The organism is Roseibium alexandrii DFL-11 (assembly GCF_000158095.2).
Taxonomy (GTDB): domain Bacteria; phylum Pseudomonadota; class Alphaproteobacteria; order Rhizobiales; family Stappiaceae; genus Roseibium; species Roseibium alexandrii.
Genome location: NZ_CM011002.1, coordinates 3390896 through 3406216, shown reverse-complemented (window position 1 = coordinate 3406216; position 15321 = coordinate 3390896). Strand labels below are relative to the sequence as shown.

At 57.2% G+C, this 15321-nt stretch carries 16 protein-coding genes; 9 read left to right on the top strand and 7 right to left on the bottom strand.

Annotation, left to right across the window (positions count from 1 at the left end; translation table 11 throughout):
• The first annotated feature begins 177 nt into the window (after positions 1–177).
• The 4 genes from SADFL11_RS15675 to lpdA all read left to right on the top strand — a co-directional run bounded on the left by SADFL11_RS15675 (position 178) and on the right by lpdA (position 6911).
• Positions 178–3165, top strand: coding sequence for a 2-oxoglutarate dehydrogenase E1 component (locus SADFL11_RS15675; RefSeq protein WP_134853054.1), 2988 nt, complete (start codon positions 178–180; stop codon positions 3163–3165).
• Positions 3166–3228: 63 nt separating this feature from the next.
• Positions 3229–4746 (top strand): 2-oxoglutarate dehydrogenase complex dihydrolipoyllysine-residue succinyltransferase, encoded by a 1518-nt coding sequence (gene odhB / locus SADFL11_RS15670; protein WP_008190526.1) that lies wholly within the window; start codon positions 3229–3231, stop codon positions 4744–4746.
• A gap of 40 nt (positions 4747–4786) precedes the next feature.
• Complete coding sequence (locus SADFL11_RS15665; RefSeq protein ID WP_008188814.1) at positions 4787–5401, top strand: LysE family translocator; 615 nt, start codon at positions 4787–4789, stop codon at positions 5399–5401.
• Positions 5402–5507: 106 nt separating this feature from the next.
• Positions 5508–6911: a dihydrolipoyl dehydrogenase gene (lpdA, locus tag SADFL11_RS15660; protein WP_008193316.1), complete on the top strand. Its 1404-nt coding sequence runs from the start codon at positions 5508–5510 to the stop codon at positions 6909–6911.
• Between the two features lie 65 nt (positions 6912–6976).
• Here lpdA and SADFL11_RS15655 read toward each other — a convergent pair whose 3' ends face one another.
• Entirely contained in the window at positions 6977–7333 is a 357-nt protein-coding gene (locus SADFL11_RS15655) for a DoxX family protein (RefSeq protein WP_008193532.1), read from the bottom strand.
• Between the two features lie 72 nt (positions 7334–7405).
• The gene (locus SADFL11_RS15650) at positions 7406–7975 is read right to left on the bottom strand and encodes an NADPH-dependent FMN reductase (RefSeq protein ID WP_008189005.1); all 570 of its coding nucleotides are present in this window, start codon (positions 7973–7975) and stop codon (positions 7406–7408) included.
• Between the two features lie 119 nt (positions 7976–8094).
• Here SADFL11_RS15650 and SADFL11_RS15645 point away from each other — a divergent pair, with 119 nt between their 5' ends.
• The 4 genes from SADFL11_RS15645 to SADFL11_RS15630 all read left to right on the top strand — a co-directional run bounded on the left by SADFL11_RS15645 (position 8095) and on the right by SADFL11_RS15630 (position 11069).
• Positions 8095–8976, top strand: coding sequence for a LysR family transcriptional regulator (locus tag SADFL11_RS15645; RefSeq protein WP_008192567.1), 882 nt, complete (start codon positions 8095–8097; stop codon positions 8974–8976).
• A 78-nt stretch (positions 8977–9054) separates the two neighbouring features.
• Entirely contained in the window at positions 9055–10008 is a 954-nt protein-coding gene (locus tag SADFL11_RS15640; RefSeq protein WP_008195896.1) for a tyrosine recombinase XerC, read from the top strand.
• 281 nt (positions 10009–10289) lie between these two features.
• On the top strand, positions 10290–10721 hold the full coding sequence (locus SADFL11_RS15635) for a serine/threonine protein kinase (RefSeq protein WP_081450632.1): 432 nt from the start codon (positions 10290–10292) through the stop codon (positions 10719–10721).
• 114 nt (positions 10722–10835) lie between these two features.
• Positions 10836–11069 carry a hypothetical protein gene (locus SADFL11_RS15630; protein WP_040451335.1) on the top strand — a complete coding sequence of 78 codons (234 nt, stop codon included), beginning with the start codon at positions 10836–10838 and terminating at the stop codon, positions 11067–11069.
• A 57-nt stretch (positions 11070–11126) separates the two neighbouring features.
• Here the strand turns inward: SADFL11_RS15630 and SADFL11_RS15625 are convergent, their stop codons facing one another.
• Positions 11127–11795 (bottom strand): cation efflux transmembrane domain-containing protein, encoded by a 669-nt coding sequence (locus SADFL11_RS15625; protein ID WP_040451337.1) that lies wholly within the window; start codon positions 11793–11795, stop codon positions 11127–11129.
• Between the two features lie 74 nt (positions 11796–11869).
• Between SADFL11_RS15625 and SADFL11_RS15620 the strand changes: the two genes are divergently transcribed.
• Positions 11870–12292: a MerR family transcriptional regulator gene (locus SADFL11_RS15620; protein WP_008190117.1), complete on the top strand. Its 423-nt coding sequence runs from the start codon at positions 11870–11872 to the stop codon at positions 12290–12292.
• Between the two features lie 36 nt (positions 12293–12328).
• Here the strand turns inward: SADFL11_RS15620 and SADFL11_RS15615 are convergent, their stop codons facing one another.
• From SADFL11_RS15615 to SADFL11_RS15600, 4 genes are all read right to left on the bottom strand, one after another.
• The gene (locus SADFL11_RS15615) at positions 12329–13219 is read right to left on the bottom strand and encodes a DUF5996 family protein (protein ID WP_008190912.1); all 891 of its coding nucleotides are present in this window, start codon (positions 13217–13219) and stop codon (positions 12329–12331) included.
• Positions 13220–13320: 101 nt separating this feature from the next.
• Complete coding sequence (locus SADFL11_RS15610) at positions 13321–13965, bottom strand: NADPH-dependent FMN reductase (protein ID WP_040451340.1); 645 nt, start codon at positions 13963–13965, stop codon at positions 13321–13323.
• A gap of 70 nt (positions 13966–14035) precedes the next feature.
• Positions 14036–14539, bottom strand: coding sequence for a winged helix-turn-helix transcriptional regulator (locus tag SADFL11_RS15605; protein WP_008191467.1), 504 nt, complete (start codon positions 14537–14539; stop codon positions 14036–14038).
• Entirely contained in the window at positions 14536–15318 is a 783-nt protein-coding gene (locus SADFL11_RS15600; RefSeq protein WP_008195495.1) for an enoyl-CoA hydratase/isomerase family protein, read from the bottom strand. Before SADFL11_RS15600 ends, SADFL11_RS15605 begins: the two co-directional genes overlap by 4 nt.
• Positions 15319–15321 lie beyond the last annotated feature (3 nt).

The following is a 15321-nucleotide window of genomic DNA, read 5'->3' as shown; positions in this document are numbered from 1 at the left end:
TTTCCTGCTGCATGGTGAAAGGATAGGTTACGGCGCGGCAACGTGCCGTGACCTTTGGGTAAATACCCAATTTTCGAGGGGCCGGTGGTGCGCACCGGTCTTTGTAGGGAACCGGCCGCGGGCCAGTTTTTTGGCTCGCCAAAGAATAAGGGCGGAGAAGCCCTCCGCTGAGTGAACATGGCACGGCAGGAAGCGAACAACGTATTCGCACTGACGTCGTTGCTTTACGGCGCCAACGCAGCCTATATCGAAGACCTCTACGCCAGCTACAAGACTGATCCCAATTCGGTTGATCCGGAGTGGCGGGATTTCTTCGCGGCATTCCAGGATGAAAAAGACTCGGTTTTGAAAGAAGCCCGCGGCGCGCCCTGGAAACGGAAAGACTGGCCGCTGGAGGCCAGTGGCGACCTCGTCAACGCGTTTGACGGCAACTGGGCGCCAATCGAGCAGAAGCTCGAAACCAAGCTCAAACAGAAAGCGGATACGACCGGTGCGCCGATGTCGGATGCAGAGGTGCATCAGGCAACGCGCGACTCTGTCCGTGCCTTGATGATGATCCGGGCTTACCGCATGCGCGGGCACTTGCACGCAGACCTTGATCCGCTGCAACTCGCGACACCCGGCGATCACGAGGAGCTGCACCCATCATCTTACGGTTTCACCGAAGCCGATTGGGACCGCAGTATCTTCATCGACCATGTGCTGGGTCTGGAATACGCAACCATCCGCGAGATGCTTGACATCCTGAAGCGGACTTATTGCTCGACGCTGGGCGTCGAGTTCATGCATATTTCCGATCCGGCAGCAAAGTCCTGGTTGCAGGAACGCATTGAGGGTCCGGACAAGCAAGTTGCTTTCACCTCTGAAGGCAAGAAGGCGATCCTTAACAAACTTGTTGAAGCTGAAGGTTTCGAAAAGTTTCTGGACGTCAAATACACCGGCACAAAGCGGTTCGGACTTGATGGTGGTGAAGCGCTGATCCCGGCGCTTGAACAGATCATCAAGCGCGGCGGTCAAATGGGCCTCAAGGACATCGTCCTCGGCATGGCCCACCGTGGCCGCCTCAACGTGTTGACCCAAGTTATGCGCAAACCGCATCGCGCGGTATTCCATGAGTTCAAGGGCGGTTCCTATGCGCCGGACGAAGTTGAAGGCTCCGGCGATGTGAAATATCACCTCGGCGCCTCGTCGGATCGCGACTTTGACGGCAACAACGTCCACCTGTCACTGACAGCCAACCCGTCCCACCTTGAAATCGTGAACCCGGTGGTTTTGGGAAAAGCGCGCGCGAAACAGGACCAGCTGGCATCCAAGGATGACGGGACCTTCATCGAAACAACAGAAGTCGAACGCAGCAGCGTTCTGCCGCTTCTGCTTCATGGTGATGCGGCCTTTGCCGGTCAGGGTGTGGTTGCTGAGTGTTTTGGTCTGTCCGCGCTGCGTGGTCACCGCACGGGCGGTTCGATCCATGTGATCATCAACAACCAGATCGGCTTCACGACCAACCCGCGTTTCTCGCGGTCGTCGCCATATCCGTCAGACATGGCGAAAGTCATCGAATCACCGATTTTTCACGTGAATGCGGATGATCCGGAAGCCGTTGTATTCGCGGCCAAGATCGCAATTGAATACCGGCAGACTTTCGGTCGCCCGGTCGTGATCGACATGATCTGCTATCGCCGCTTTGGCCACAACGAAGGTGACGAGCCGGCATTCACGCAGCCAATCATGTACCGCAAGATCCGCAAACATCAGACAACCTTGCAGCTGTATTCCGACCGGCTGATCAAGGAAGGTGTGATGAGCCAGGCAGATGTCGACCGCATGAAGGCGGAATGGCGCTCGCACCTCGACACAGAGTTCGATTCCGGTCAGGCATTTAAGCCCAACAAGGCCGACTGGCTTGATGGCAAATGGGCTGGTTTGAAACGGGCGGATGACGAAGAAGATCCGCGCCGCGGTGAAACTGGTGTTGCGATCGATGAGTTGAAAGACATCGGCCGCAAGCTGACCAAAATACCGAACGACTTCAACGCTCACCGCACGATCGCACGGTTCATGAACAACCGTGAGCGGATGATCGAGACGGGTGAGGGCATCGATTGGGCGACTGCGGAAGCAATGGCGTTTGCAACCTTGCTCAAGGAAGGCCATCCAATTCGCTTGTCCGGTCAGGACTGCGAGCGGGGTACGTTCTCGCAGCGCCATTCGGTACTTTATGACCAAGAGAACGAAAACCGCTACATCCCGTTGAACCATGTTGGCGAAGGCCAGCAGCGCTACGAGGTCATCAACTCGATGCTCTCCGAAGAAGCGGTGCTCGGTTTCGAGTATGGCTACTCACTTGCTGAACCTCGCGCACTCACTTTGTGGGAAGCGCAGTTTGGTGACTTCGCCAACGGCGCGCAGGTTCTTTTCGATCAGTTCATCTCGTCCGGTGAGCGCAAGTGGCTGCGCATGTCGGGTCTGGTCTGTTTGTTGCCACACGGCTACGAAGGTCAGGGCCCCGAGCACTCTTCGGCGCGCCTTGAGCGGTTCCTGCAGCTGTGTGCGGAAGACAACATGCAGGTTGCGAACTGTTCGACACCAGCCAACTACTTCCACATCCTGCGCCGTCAATTGTGCCGCGATATTCGTAAGCCGCTGATCCTCATGACGCCAAAATCGCTTCTGCGTCACAAGAAGGCGGTGTCGAAGATCGAGGAACTGGGACCGGATTCAACATTCCACCGTTTGCTGTGGGACGATGCGGAATCCAACCCGGCGGCAGAAACCAAACTGGTACCTGACGACAAGATCAAGCGTGTCGTGATGTGCTCAGGCAAGGTCTACTACGATCTTTACGAAGAGCGTGAAAAGCGTGGCATCGACGACATCTACCTGTTCCGCGTCGAGCAGCTCTACCCGTTCCCGAAAAAGGCTCTGATGATGGAGCTTGCCCGTTTCCCGCAAGCGGAAATGGTCTGGTGCCAGGAAGAGCCGAAGAACATGGGCAGTTGGTTTTCCGTCGAGCCTTACATCGAGTGGGTACTGGAACAGATCGATGCCAAGCACAAGCGCCCGCGTTATGCCGGCCGCGCCGCAATGGCGTCCACAGCTACGGGTTTGATGTCCGCGCATTTGGCCCAGCTGCAGGCATTCCTCGAAGAGGCACTCGGAAACTGATCACGAAGGGGGCGGTGGCCCCCTTCATCTAAATTGGCCTGGGAAATTTAAGAGAAGGCAACCATGGCAACCGAAATTCGCGTCCCAACGCTTGGGGAATCCGTATCTGAGGCAACCATCGCCCAGTGGTTCAAAAAACCGGGCGACGCTATCAATCAGGATGAGCCGCTGGTCGAGCTGGAAACGGACAAGGTAACCGTTGAAGTTCCAGCACCGGCATCCGGCACTCTGGAATCCATCGTGGTCAAGGAAGGCGACACCGTTGAGGTTGGCGCTCTGCTTGGCCAAATCGCAGAAGGTGCAGGCGCTGCAGCTGCCGCACCGGCCGCCTCCGCTCCAGCTCCTGCCAAGACAGAAGCTCCGGCGGCCAAAGCAGAGCTCGTTGACGTAGTGACTCCGAGCGCAGGCGAGAGCGTAACCGAAGCTGAAGTCGGCGAATGGAGCGTCAAGGTTGGCGATACCGTTAAAGCAGACGACACACTGGTCGAACTGGAAACCGACAAGGCCGCTCAGGAAGTTCCGGCTCCGGTCGCAGGCACCGTTGTCAAGATCGCAGCTGAAACCGGCGCGACAGTCGAGCCGGGTGTTCTGCTGTGTCAGATCGACCCGTCCGGTGCGGGTGCAGCCGCTGCTGCCCCGGCTGCAGCAAGTGCTCCGGCCCCAGCAGCGACAGCGCCAAGCGTCGGCACCTCCATGCCGCCGGCACCGTCTGCGGCCAAGATGATGGCAGAAAAGAACATTTCAGCTGATCAGGTTGCCGGGTCCGGCAAACGCGGTCAGGTGCTGAAAGGTGACGTCATCGCGGCGGCTGCTGTTGGCGTGACGGCGGCTCCGGCTGCAACTGCGGCAGCACCGCGCGGCCCGGTTTCAGCTGATGATGAGGTGCGTGAAGAGCGCGTCCGTATGACCAAGCTGCGCCAGACGATCGCGCGCCGTCTGAAAGATGCTCAAAACACTGCAGCCATGCTGACCACCTACAACGAGGTGGACATGGGTCCGGTCATGGAACTGCGCAAGCAGTACAAAGATCTGTTTGAGAAGAAGCACGGCGTGAAGCTCGGCTTCATGGGCTTCTTCACAAAAGCTGTGACCCATGCGCTGAAAGAGATCCCGGCTGTCAACGCCGAGATCGATGGCACTGACATCATCTACAAGAACTTTGCTCATATCGGCGTTGCTGTTGGTACGGACAAGGGTCTGGTGGTTCCGGTTGTCCGGGATGCGGACCAGATGTCGATTGCCGAGATCGAACAGGAAATAGGCAACCTCGGACGCAAGGCGCGGGACGGCAAGCTCGGCATGGCCGACATGACCGGTGGCACCTTCACCATCTCCAACGGCGGTGTTTACGGTTCCCTGATGTCTTCGCCGATCCTGAATGCGCCGCAGTCCGGCATTCTTGGCATGCACAAGATCCAGGAGCGCCCGATGGCTGTGAACGGTCAAGTGGTCATCCGCCCGATGATGTATCTGGCGCTGTCCTACGACCACCGGATCGTCGACGGCAAAGAAGCCGTGACCTTCCTGGTGCGCGTCAAGGAAAGCCTGGAAGATCCGCAGCGTCTGGTTCTGGATCTCTGATCCGGGCCAGTCTTCCTGTCACGCTCAAAGGAGCCGGACAATGAGTCTGGAGTTTTTGATCACCGCTTTGATCGTGGTGCTGGTCCCTGGAACCGGGGTCGTCTACACGGTGGCGGTCGGTCTGGGCAAAGGCCGGCAGGCGGCAATCGCTGCCGCCTTCGGCTGTACGCTGGGCATCATTCCGGCAATCCTGGCGTCTGTCATCGGACTGGCCGCGCTGATGCACACCAGCGCGCTGGTCTTTACGGCGGTCAAATACGCTGGCGTGGCATACCTGCTTTATCTTGCCTGGCAAACGCTGAAAGACAGCGGTCCGCTGGAGTTGAAGGCGGACAAGTCCAACCGCAAAAGCATGATCGCGACGGTTCGCACCGGGTTCTTGATCAACATCCTGAACCCGAAATTGACCGTGTTTTTCCTGGCTTTTCTGCCGCAGTTTGTCAGCCCACAAGCGGCCAATCCAACACTGGATATGGCTTTGCTCGGCGGTGTGTTCATGGCGATGACCTTCGCGGTCTTTATCGTCTATGGCATGTTCGCGGCACTTGTCGGGGAGAAGGTGCTGCGCAGCGATACGGTTATGCTCTGGATGCGCCGCGCTGTTGCGACAGCCTTCGCAGGTTTCGGCTTGCGCCTTGCGCTTGCAGAGCAGTGATGAGGTCTTTGAAGGACCTTCGAATTTCGTTCTCCGGTTTCTGTTCTGACAACCGGTTTTAAAAGTGTCCGTAAGGGATAGAGAGAAAGAGGCTAAGGCGACCCAAATGTCCCAATATGATCTTGTCGTCATTGGAACCGGCCCGGGCGGCTATGTTTGCGCAATCAAGGCGGCCCAGCTCGGCCTGAAAACCGCCGTTGTCGAAAAAGAAGCAACCCTTGGCGGTACCTGCCTGAACATCGGCTGTATCCCGTCCAAGGCGCTGCTGCATGCATCAGAAATGTTCCATGAAGCCGGCCACGGGTTCGAGAAGCTGGGCATCAAGGTTGCCAAGCCGAAGCTCGATCTGCCGGGCATGATGAAACACAAGAGTGATGTTGTTGATGCCAATGTCAGCGGCATTTCGTTCCTGATGAAGAAAAACAAGATCGACGTCCACACCGGAATGGGCAAGATCTTGGGTGCCGGCAAAGTCGAAGTCACCGACAACGACGGCAAGGCATCTGTTATCGAAACGAAGAACATCGTGATTGCCACCGGCTCCGATGTCATGCCTTTGCCTGGCGTGGAAATCGACGAAAAGCAGATTGTCTCCTCCACCGGCGCGCTGGACCTTGAAAAAGTCCCGAGCAAGATGATCGTTGTCGGCGGCGGTGTGATCGGTCTGGAGCTCGGGTCCGTTTGGAACCGCCTTGGCGCTGAAGTTACTGTTGTCGAATTCATGCCGAAGATCCTTGGGCCCATGGATGGCGACATTTCCAAAAACTTCCAGCGGATCCTGAAAAAACAGGGGATGGCATTCAAGCTGTCTTCCAAGGTCACGGGCGTTGAGAAGAAGGGCAAGGGCCTTGCGGTTTCCGTTGAGCCCGCAGCTGGTGGCGATGCGGAAGTTCTTGAAGCCGATATCGTGCTGGTTGCCATTGGCCGCCGCGCGTACACGGAAGGTCTTGGACTTGATCAGGCTGGCGTTGTTGTCGATGACCGTGGCCGGGTTCAGATCAACACTCACTACAAGACCAATGTCGACGGCATTTACGCGATCGGCGATGTGGTCGTCGGGCCGATGCTTGCGCACAAGGCCGAGGATGAGGGTGTTGCGGTTGCCGAGATCCTCGCGGGCCAGGCTGGCCATGTGAACTACGACGTCATTCCGGGTGTTGTTTACACCCAGCCGGAAGTTGCCTCTGTTGGAAAGACGGAAGAGGAGCTGAAGGCCGCTGGTGTTGAGTACAAGACCGGCAAGTTCAACTTCACGGCCAATGGCCGCGCGCGGGCCATGAATGCGACCGATGGCTTTGCCAAGGTTCTCTCTGACGTCAAGACTGATCAGGTGCTCGGTGTGCATATTGTCGGTTTCGGTGCCGGTGAAATGATCCACGAAGCTGCTGTTCTCATGGAATTCGGCGGCTCCGCGGAAGACCTCGGCCGCACGTGTCACGCGCACCCGACCATGTCGGAAGCCGTCAAGGAAGCAGCCATGGGTGCCTTCGCAAAGCCGATCCACTCCTAAGGCTTCTGAACGGTTCGAAATCAAAAAGCCCGGGCGAACACCCGGGCTTTTTTGTTTGGCTAATCTTATGCAGTGATCTGGTCGCGGTGTACGAAGAGCACAATTGCGGTCAAGCCACCCAAGACAAGCGCGGGAACCACGGACGGACCCAAGATAAAGAGGTGTGCGGCAGCCGCTCCGATCATGGTGCCGACCAAAAGGCCTGCTCCGATGGCCTGTTTGCCCGGAATGAAAAGCAAGACAGCTGACACAACTTCAATAAGGCCTGTCAGATAGCGGAACCATTGACCGATCCCGAGCGCCTCGAAGGTTTGTACCATCATGGGAGCGCCTACGAGTTTTGCTCCACCAGCGGACAGGAAAACTGCGGCCAGGAGGCCTTTCAGGGCCCAAAAGCCGTATTTCTTCAGTGACGTCGTCATTTGTGTTTCTCAGTACGGACAAATGTTTGTGTCTGTCCGGTAGTGTTTTTTGAAGACAAATCGCTAGCCGTATCAGGCGGCACGCTTGGCGCCTTGTGCCGCAGAGACCAGCTCCGACAGGATTTCGCGCAAGTATTGCTCCAGGCTCTCATCGACCAGTTTGCCCGCTTCAGTGTCGAACTTCTCGGTGAACGGCCCAATCGAGAGGCTGCCCCGAATGTCGGCCCCAAAGAAGCCCGCCGACCCGACCGCCGTTTTCAGGACGCTGGCTGCACCGCCCGGCCCCATCGAGGCTGACAGCGCCACTTGCGGCTTGTCCTGAAAGACCTTCATGTTGATGCGGGAGGCCCAGTCGAACACGTTTTTGAAGGCGGTGGTATAAGTGCCGTTGTGTTCGGCGTAGGAGACAATCAGGGCATCTGCGGTGCCGATTTTTTCATGGAAACGCCGGGCTTCTTCCGGAATACCGCCTTCGGTTTCCCGGTCAATGCTGTAGATCGGCATCTCGTAGTCGTTCAGATCGATGATCTCGATCTCAGTATTCGGATCCAGATCAGAGGTGATGATGTCGCTTGCGGCCTGAACCACCCGCTTGTTGATGGACTGGCGGCTGTTTGTTGCTGCGAATGCTAGAATTTTCATGGCTCAACCTCTTTGGTGATGTCGCACAGTCATCGTGTTGAACCCAATCTAATATGTTGTATATCTGCTTTGAAGAGATCTAAATCCGCATCTAATGCGCGAAAATATGGCATAAATTTATGCAACACTGGACCGAGATACGAACAGCCGCGCGCGTTGCGCGTTTGGGAACGGTAAGCGCTGCCGCCGAGTCCCTAGGCGTTCACCGGGCAACAATCAACCGCCATGTCGACACTTTAGAGGCGGCAATTGGAGGCAAACTGTTTCAGCGCCATGCAAAGGGCTTTACGCCGACCGATCTCGGGCGCGAACTGCTTCGCATAGCCGATACCGCTGACGAGCAGTTCGAGGAACTGCATCGCAAGGCGCAAGGGCAGGGAGATGCGCTGAGGGGCGACTTCATCGTGACATCCATTGCGACTTATGCGCCAACACTGATGCTGATCTTACGGGCCTTTGGCGATAAGCACCCCGGTCTGACCATCCGGTTTATGGTTAGCGACAGCCTTCTGCGGCTGGAGTATGGCGAGGCGCATGTGGCGTTTCGCGCAGGTGGCCGACCAGAAAATCCGGACAATGTGGTTCGGGAGTTTGAACGAATTGAAATCGGTCTGTTCGCCCATCAAATCTACATCGACCGGTACGGCCTGCCCGACAGGACAAATGACTTCCCAAAGCACCGGTTCGCCGGAACCGTGGATCCGAACACTCGGGCAGGATTCCAGCGTTGGCTGCACGAAAATGTCCCGGCTGAGTGTATTACCTTTCGCTCCAACTCGATGGGCACGCTGGCGCAAGCTGTGCTTTGCGGCAACGGGATTGGGTTTCTGCCACGTGAGGCCGCTCTTGAACGCGGGGATCTGGTCGAAATTGTTCCCCCGGATCCGGATTGGCTCTCGATGATGTGGATGGTCACCCATGTTGATCTGCACCGCTCGGCGAAAGTGCAGGCGTTTTTGAAGGAACTGGAACATCTGCGGCGGACGGGCGACTGGCTCTAAAGGGCAATTCTCAAACCGAACCGGGTAGCCCGCTGCTGGATTAACGAAACGCTCGGGAGTTTTGACTAGTTTGCGCTCATGTCGCACAACGCCACCGATTCTCTGCTTGTCACAGCGAAACCGGATCTCAATGACCGGATCGCCAAATGGCTGGATCATTTGTCCGATGAACGGCGCTTGTCCGACAAGACTTTGATCGCTTATGAGCGAGATCTCCGTCAGTTCCTGCGCTTTCTGACAGATCATTTGGGTGGCGCACCGGGCATTAAAGACATTGCGGACTTGCGTCCGGCTGATTTTCGCGGGTTTTTGGCGCAGCGCCGCCGGAACAAGGTCCAAAGCCGCTCGCTGGCACGCGGCCTGGCTGGTATCCGCTCGTTCCTGAAATTCTTGGAACGCCGCGGGGAGATCAACGCGGCCGCCTCGGATGCCGTCCGGCCACCGCGTCAATTGCGCTCTTTGCCCAAACCGGTGTCCGCAAAGGATGCCATCGACATCACCAGCGGTGATCTCGCGATGGAAACAGAGGCTTGGGTGGAAGCGCGCAATGCAGCTGTTCTGACGCTGCTGTATGGCTGTGGACTGCGCATTTCCGAAGCGCTGTCGCTGACTGGAAAGATGGCCCCGCAGCCCGGTACGAAAACCATGAGGATTATCGGCAAGGGCCGTAAGGAGCGGATCGTGCCAATCCTACCGGCCGTGTGTGAGGCGGTGGCTCATTACGTAAAGCTCTGCCCTTATGCGATCTCACCAGACGGCCCATTGTTTCTCGGCGCCCGCGGCGGTCCGCTTAATCCGCGGATGATACAGCTTTCCATGGCCAAACTGCGTGGCGCACTCGGTCTTCCTGAAACCGCCACACCCCACGCCCTGCGCCATTCCTTTGCAACGCATCTTCTCGCAGGTGGGGGAGATTTGCGGACCATTCAGGAACTGCTCGGTCACGCAAGCCTGGCATCCACCCAGATTTATACCGAGATCGACAGCGCCCATTTGCTGGCCGCTTATGACAAGGCTCATCCGCGTCGGTAGTTTGGCTCTTTTGAGATCGGGAAGCGGACGGTCAACACTGCAGAACCTGCTATCTGTTGGGTCTTTACGAGCAATGGTCTGTATGCTCAATCCGCCGGCCAGCATTTTAAGGCGGCGGGCTTTTGAGACTGTGCATGGCATTCCACTTGATTGGCAAGCTAGACCCGGCATCATGGAACAGGGTGAAACGGGATGGTTGGAAACGTTTCGGACAAGGTCGCTGTGATAAACATCGTCTTGCACTGAAGCAAGTGCAACGCATCATGGAGCGGAGGAGCAGGATGCAAAGAACGCTTTTAGCCATCGCTTTCGTGGCCGGACTGGCGGTCTTATCTCTGCCTGCACAGGCACAAACGGGATCAGGAACGGAAAGAATATATTGTCCAATTCCGGAGGACGGTGTGTGGGTCAATCCGGACGCAGCTCCGAAGGAAATCAGCCGTGTTGAGGTGGAAAGCCGATGCGAAAATGAACAGGTATTTGTGCGCGCACGGGCGTTTACCTCCTGTATTCCCCGAGACTGCAAGTGGGGATGGACCAAGGGGGAACTCCGCTCCGATGGGGCCGTGCGGGTCCTGTTGATCGGGTTTTTGAGCAGTAAGGATATGACTTTAAAGGCCTTTGGGGATTTGCTCGATGTCCGTGTCGTGAACATCCTGAATGACTTGTCTGAGCCAAACGAGACAAAAGTTTACAATCTCCGCCGCAAATAGTTCGGATCTTAACTCTGGCATAAACAGGTGGAAGGTTTTTCTTGGTCATCACTTCGATCTGAGTTACGCTAGGTTACATAAAGGGATTGCACGAGCAAACAGAGGGAACAGACTATGCGTCTATTAACTACTGGTATCGCGGCCCTTGCGGTCAGCACTTTCGCACTTGCCCCGGCCCATGCTTGCTCTTGGGGCAAAACTGCAAAAGCGAAAGATATGACTGTTGCCGAAACGATTGTGGCGCCTGAGATCGACACCGATATCGCCATCGCTACCAATGACCTCAGCGATCAAGTCCTTCAGGAAATGACTGTTCCGGAAGTTGAGACCGAGGAACCAGCGGAATAAACGACAGCACTCAATGCTCCAAAGCACCCGCTGCCATGGCAGCGGGTTTTTTTATGGCTAGCGGACAACACCGTCGGGTGTGTTGCCATGTTCGTGGTCCGAGCCGGTTTCAATGTCCGTCTGCTTGTACTCTGCGATCGCCTGTTTGAGGATCTGCACTGCGGAGTTGATGAAGAGGCTCGCCATCAGACCAGCGACGATAAGATCCGGCCAGCCTGTCGCTGTTCCCCAGACCCCAAGTGCTGCCAGCATGACTGCGACATTGCCGATCGCGTCGTTGCGGGAACAGAGCCAGACTGAGCGGACATTGGCATCGCCATCCTTGTAACGAACCAGGACCAGGACGCTGATCAGGTTTACAGCTAGGGCCAGGAACCCAATGGCCCCCATGATTTCAGCTTTTGGAGTTCCAAGGACAAGAAACTGGTAAGCGGTCGATCCGCCAACCCAGAGACCCATCAGCAACAGGCTTCCTCCTTTGAACAACGCTGCGATTGCCCGGGTTCTCAAGGACGCTCCGATAACGGCCAGCGAAATTCCGTAGGTGATCGCATCGCCGAAAAAGTCGAGCGCATCGGCCTGTAGCGCCTGAGACCGCGCCGCGTGTCCGGCTGCCATCTCCACGACAAACATGGTGGCATTCAGTGCAATCACCAGCCACAGCCGCCGTTTGTAATCCTGGGACACCCCATCGAATTTTGCGTTCGATCCGCAACATCCGGCCATAGAACTGATCTCCTTGATTTTTATCTCTTGGCCCTGTGTAATCCCTATAGCGACTAGAGGTTCAAGAGGGTTTTATGGATTTTTCAATTGGAGAATTGTCAAAGGCGACAGGCGTGAAAGTCCCGACGATCCGCTACTACGAAAAAGAAGGGCTCATCGAAGCCCCGATCCGCACGGAGGGCAATCAACGGCGTTATCAGTCGGGGGATCTCGACAGGCTCCGGTTCCTGAAACACTGCCGAGATCTTGGTTTGCCGATGGAGGCGATCCGGGAACTGATTGATCTCAGCCTTCATCCGGACCAGCCTTGCAGCAATGCAAACCGGATTGCTGCGGAACAGCTTCAAGCAATCCGAGCGCGCATTGCGCATTTGAAAAAACTGGAGAAGGAACTGGCTCGGATCAGCGCAAGTTGCACCGGCGAGCACCCAGCCGCCGATTGCAACATTTTGAAAGCCTTCGGTGATCATGAACTGTGTTTGTCAGATCACAAGTGACCTATAGTAGCCTTAGTGCGGTTTTGGAGCTGGATATCAGCTGTGTTGATGGGCAAGATCCTCAACCGGCCAATCGGCCTTGACCGCCGCACCGTCATAAACACTGTTGAGGAATGAGAGGATTGCCGCAGCCGGGTCGGCGGCCGTACGGGCATCTTCGTATTTCAGGATCGCCAGGGCACCACCGTTCTTTTCAGCCCAGAAGGCGTCAGCTGGCTGCAGGAGAACCTGGCTCATACCCTCCGGTTCCGGATAGGCATATCCGTAGAACGCGCCTTCCGGGAAGCTATCATCACCGGGCCAGAACCCAATTGAAATTACCTCGTGGGAGTAGGCTTCGCGATCGGATTGCGTGCCACTTTCCAGCGGATGCGCGCGTCCGGAATACCGGGTCACGACTAGATCAAAGGAATGCCAGTAGAGCTGGACCGGAGTCTGCTTGCCGACAAATCCCGAGCGGTAGGTTTCAAAGACGCTGGAGATCGAGCAGAGCGCCCGCCAAAAATCAGAAACGGCTTGCTTGTCATAGGGGCGCGGTGCGGTGTCATCCGGAAAGGGCATCTTAGATTTGTTGTCATACGGAACCGCAACGATCTTCACTGAGATGCCCAGCTGCTCAAGCCGAGAGAACAGCGCTTGATAGAACTCGGCAACCGTGAGGCCGGGAGTTGAAAACGATGCGCGTTCGCCATCGTTCCGGCTGATGGTCACTGTGTGATCAAGCATGTCGTAGAGAATTTCAAAGCCGCTGGTGCCATATGGAATGCGCCCGGTCGTCAGGCCTCGCACATGGGGATAGAGCGTCACATGCCACCAGTGATTCAGTTTTGGGTGGGCCTTCAGGCGAATCTTGCCAATCATCTGCAGGAACAGGTGCAACGTGTCTTTCGTTTCCGACCAGTCCTGATAGGGAAGTGCGGGCAGCATGCCGATCTCCTGACAATTCACTTGAGTAATGGCGTTAGAAGCCCTTCCTGACCGGCATATAGGCGCGTGACCCGCCAAGCCCAGCCGGTTCCACCTGAAAATCAGGGCGCGTTGCGCTGCGACGGATCCCTGTCAAACGCCTCTGTTGCCACCGCCTGCTGGCGTTGGCGTTTCGCGGCCTCCGCCCACCAGGTTAGCTGGCGCAGGGTGCGGCCAATGTAGCCGTCCCATTTGTTCGCATCGACACCTTCAAGATAGCGCCCCGCTTCATCAAACACATCCTGCGCTTTCGGCACATGGATCATCGCGGAAACCGGTAGACAGCCCAGCTCGCTCAAGTAGGTGCGCATGTTTACGGCTGCTCGCGCGCCGCCCCATTGACCCGCGGAATATGTCGTAATCGCGCTCGGCTTGAAGGAAAAACTGGAACTGCCGAAATGATTGAGTAGATCCGCAAGCGCCGGGCTCATGGAGTGATTGTATTCCGGCGAGACCATCACATAGCCGTCCGCATCCTTGATCTTGTCCGAGAGAACTTCAAGCGCCTCCGGCGCCCGCCCCGGCGCATAAGCGAAATGTGGCTTGAACACCGGTTGAGGCTCGAGGTTGAATGGATCGATGATCTCGACTTCGGCACTAGCCCGGCCCAAATGTGCGGCGCAGGCCCTTGCCACCCGCTCGCCGAGCCGCGCAGGCCGGGGCGGCGTGCTCTGCCGCACAGAGCCAAGGAACACCAATATTTTCATGATTTGCGCCACGCTGATCCAGGAAAGTCGAGAACCGCGGAAATCTGCTTTTTTGCTTCCCAGTCCGAAGTCATACAGTCTCCTCCCTCTTGTTTGCCCAGCGGGCAGTCAGGGCGCGCGTATAGTCGCTCGCGCCGGGCCCCGGTACGGGCGTCACCTCCCGCGGCCCGAGCGGCCGTCCGTCCTGGGCCGTCACCGCCATGTCGCGGACCGGCAAGCCGGTTGCCCGTTCGGTCAGGGTCATGCGCGGCCCGCGGCCGTTGGGGGTCCATTTCTCGCCCCAATGCAGCAAGGCGACGAGAACCGGATAAAGATCCAGTCCCTTGTCCGTCAGCCGGTATTCGTGGGACCGGCCATCCTCCGGCAAGGGGCGCTTTTCGACGATGCCCGCCTCGCTCAAGGTTTTGAGGCGGGCTGCCAGCACGCTCGACGAAATCCCGAGATGGGACTGCATGGCATCAAAGGTGCGCATGCCGTTGAAGAGATTGCGCAGAACAAGAAGCGTGCGCCATTCGCCAACGATGTTCAGCGCCTGACCGATGCCGCAGTCGTCTTCAATCGGCGCGCGGCTCATTTGCCCTTGTACTCCGGTGTTTTTTTGGCAAGGAATGAGGCGATCCCGTGCGCGCCGTCATGGGTTTTCATCATGGCGGCAATCGACCGGCTTTCCTTGTCGAGCTGAGTCTCTAGCCCTTCCGAATACGCGGTTTGCAAAAGGCGCTTCACACCGCCATAGGCCTTGGTCGGTCCGTTGGCAAATTGGGCCGCAAGTTTGCGCGCCTCCGCCATCAAATCATCCGGTGAGACCACACGGGTGACCAGTCCCCACTCGCAGGCTTCTTTCGCGGTCAGCACCCGGTTGGTCAGCATCAGCTCCTTGGCCCGCAGCAGGCCGATGTGCTTGGCGAGATAATAGGACGACGACCCGTCGGGTGTCAGCGCGGAGGCCGTGTAGGCGGAGACGAATTTGGCCTTTTCGGACGCCAGAATGATGTCGCCGGAAATCGCGATGGAAAACCCACCACCACCGGCCGAACCGTTCACGGCCGTGATCACCGGCGCATCCATATGCGAGAACCTGGAAAGCGCTGCATGGAGAATTGTCGCCATGCGGGTGACATGGTCTGCCTTGTCCTCCGCGTCATCAAATTCCTGCAAGTCACCGCCCGCATTGAACATGCGACCGGATCCGGTGAGGATCACCGCGCGCGCGCCTTCCGCCTCACAGCGGCAGGCCGCATCGAAGAGTTCATCCGACATGCGAGCGCTCAGCGCATTGGCGTTGTCTGGCCGGTTCATTGTGATCTCGGCAACGCCGTTTTCATGGCTCCAGAGGATCGTTTGATAGTCCATCGT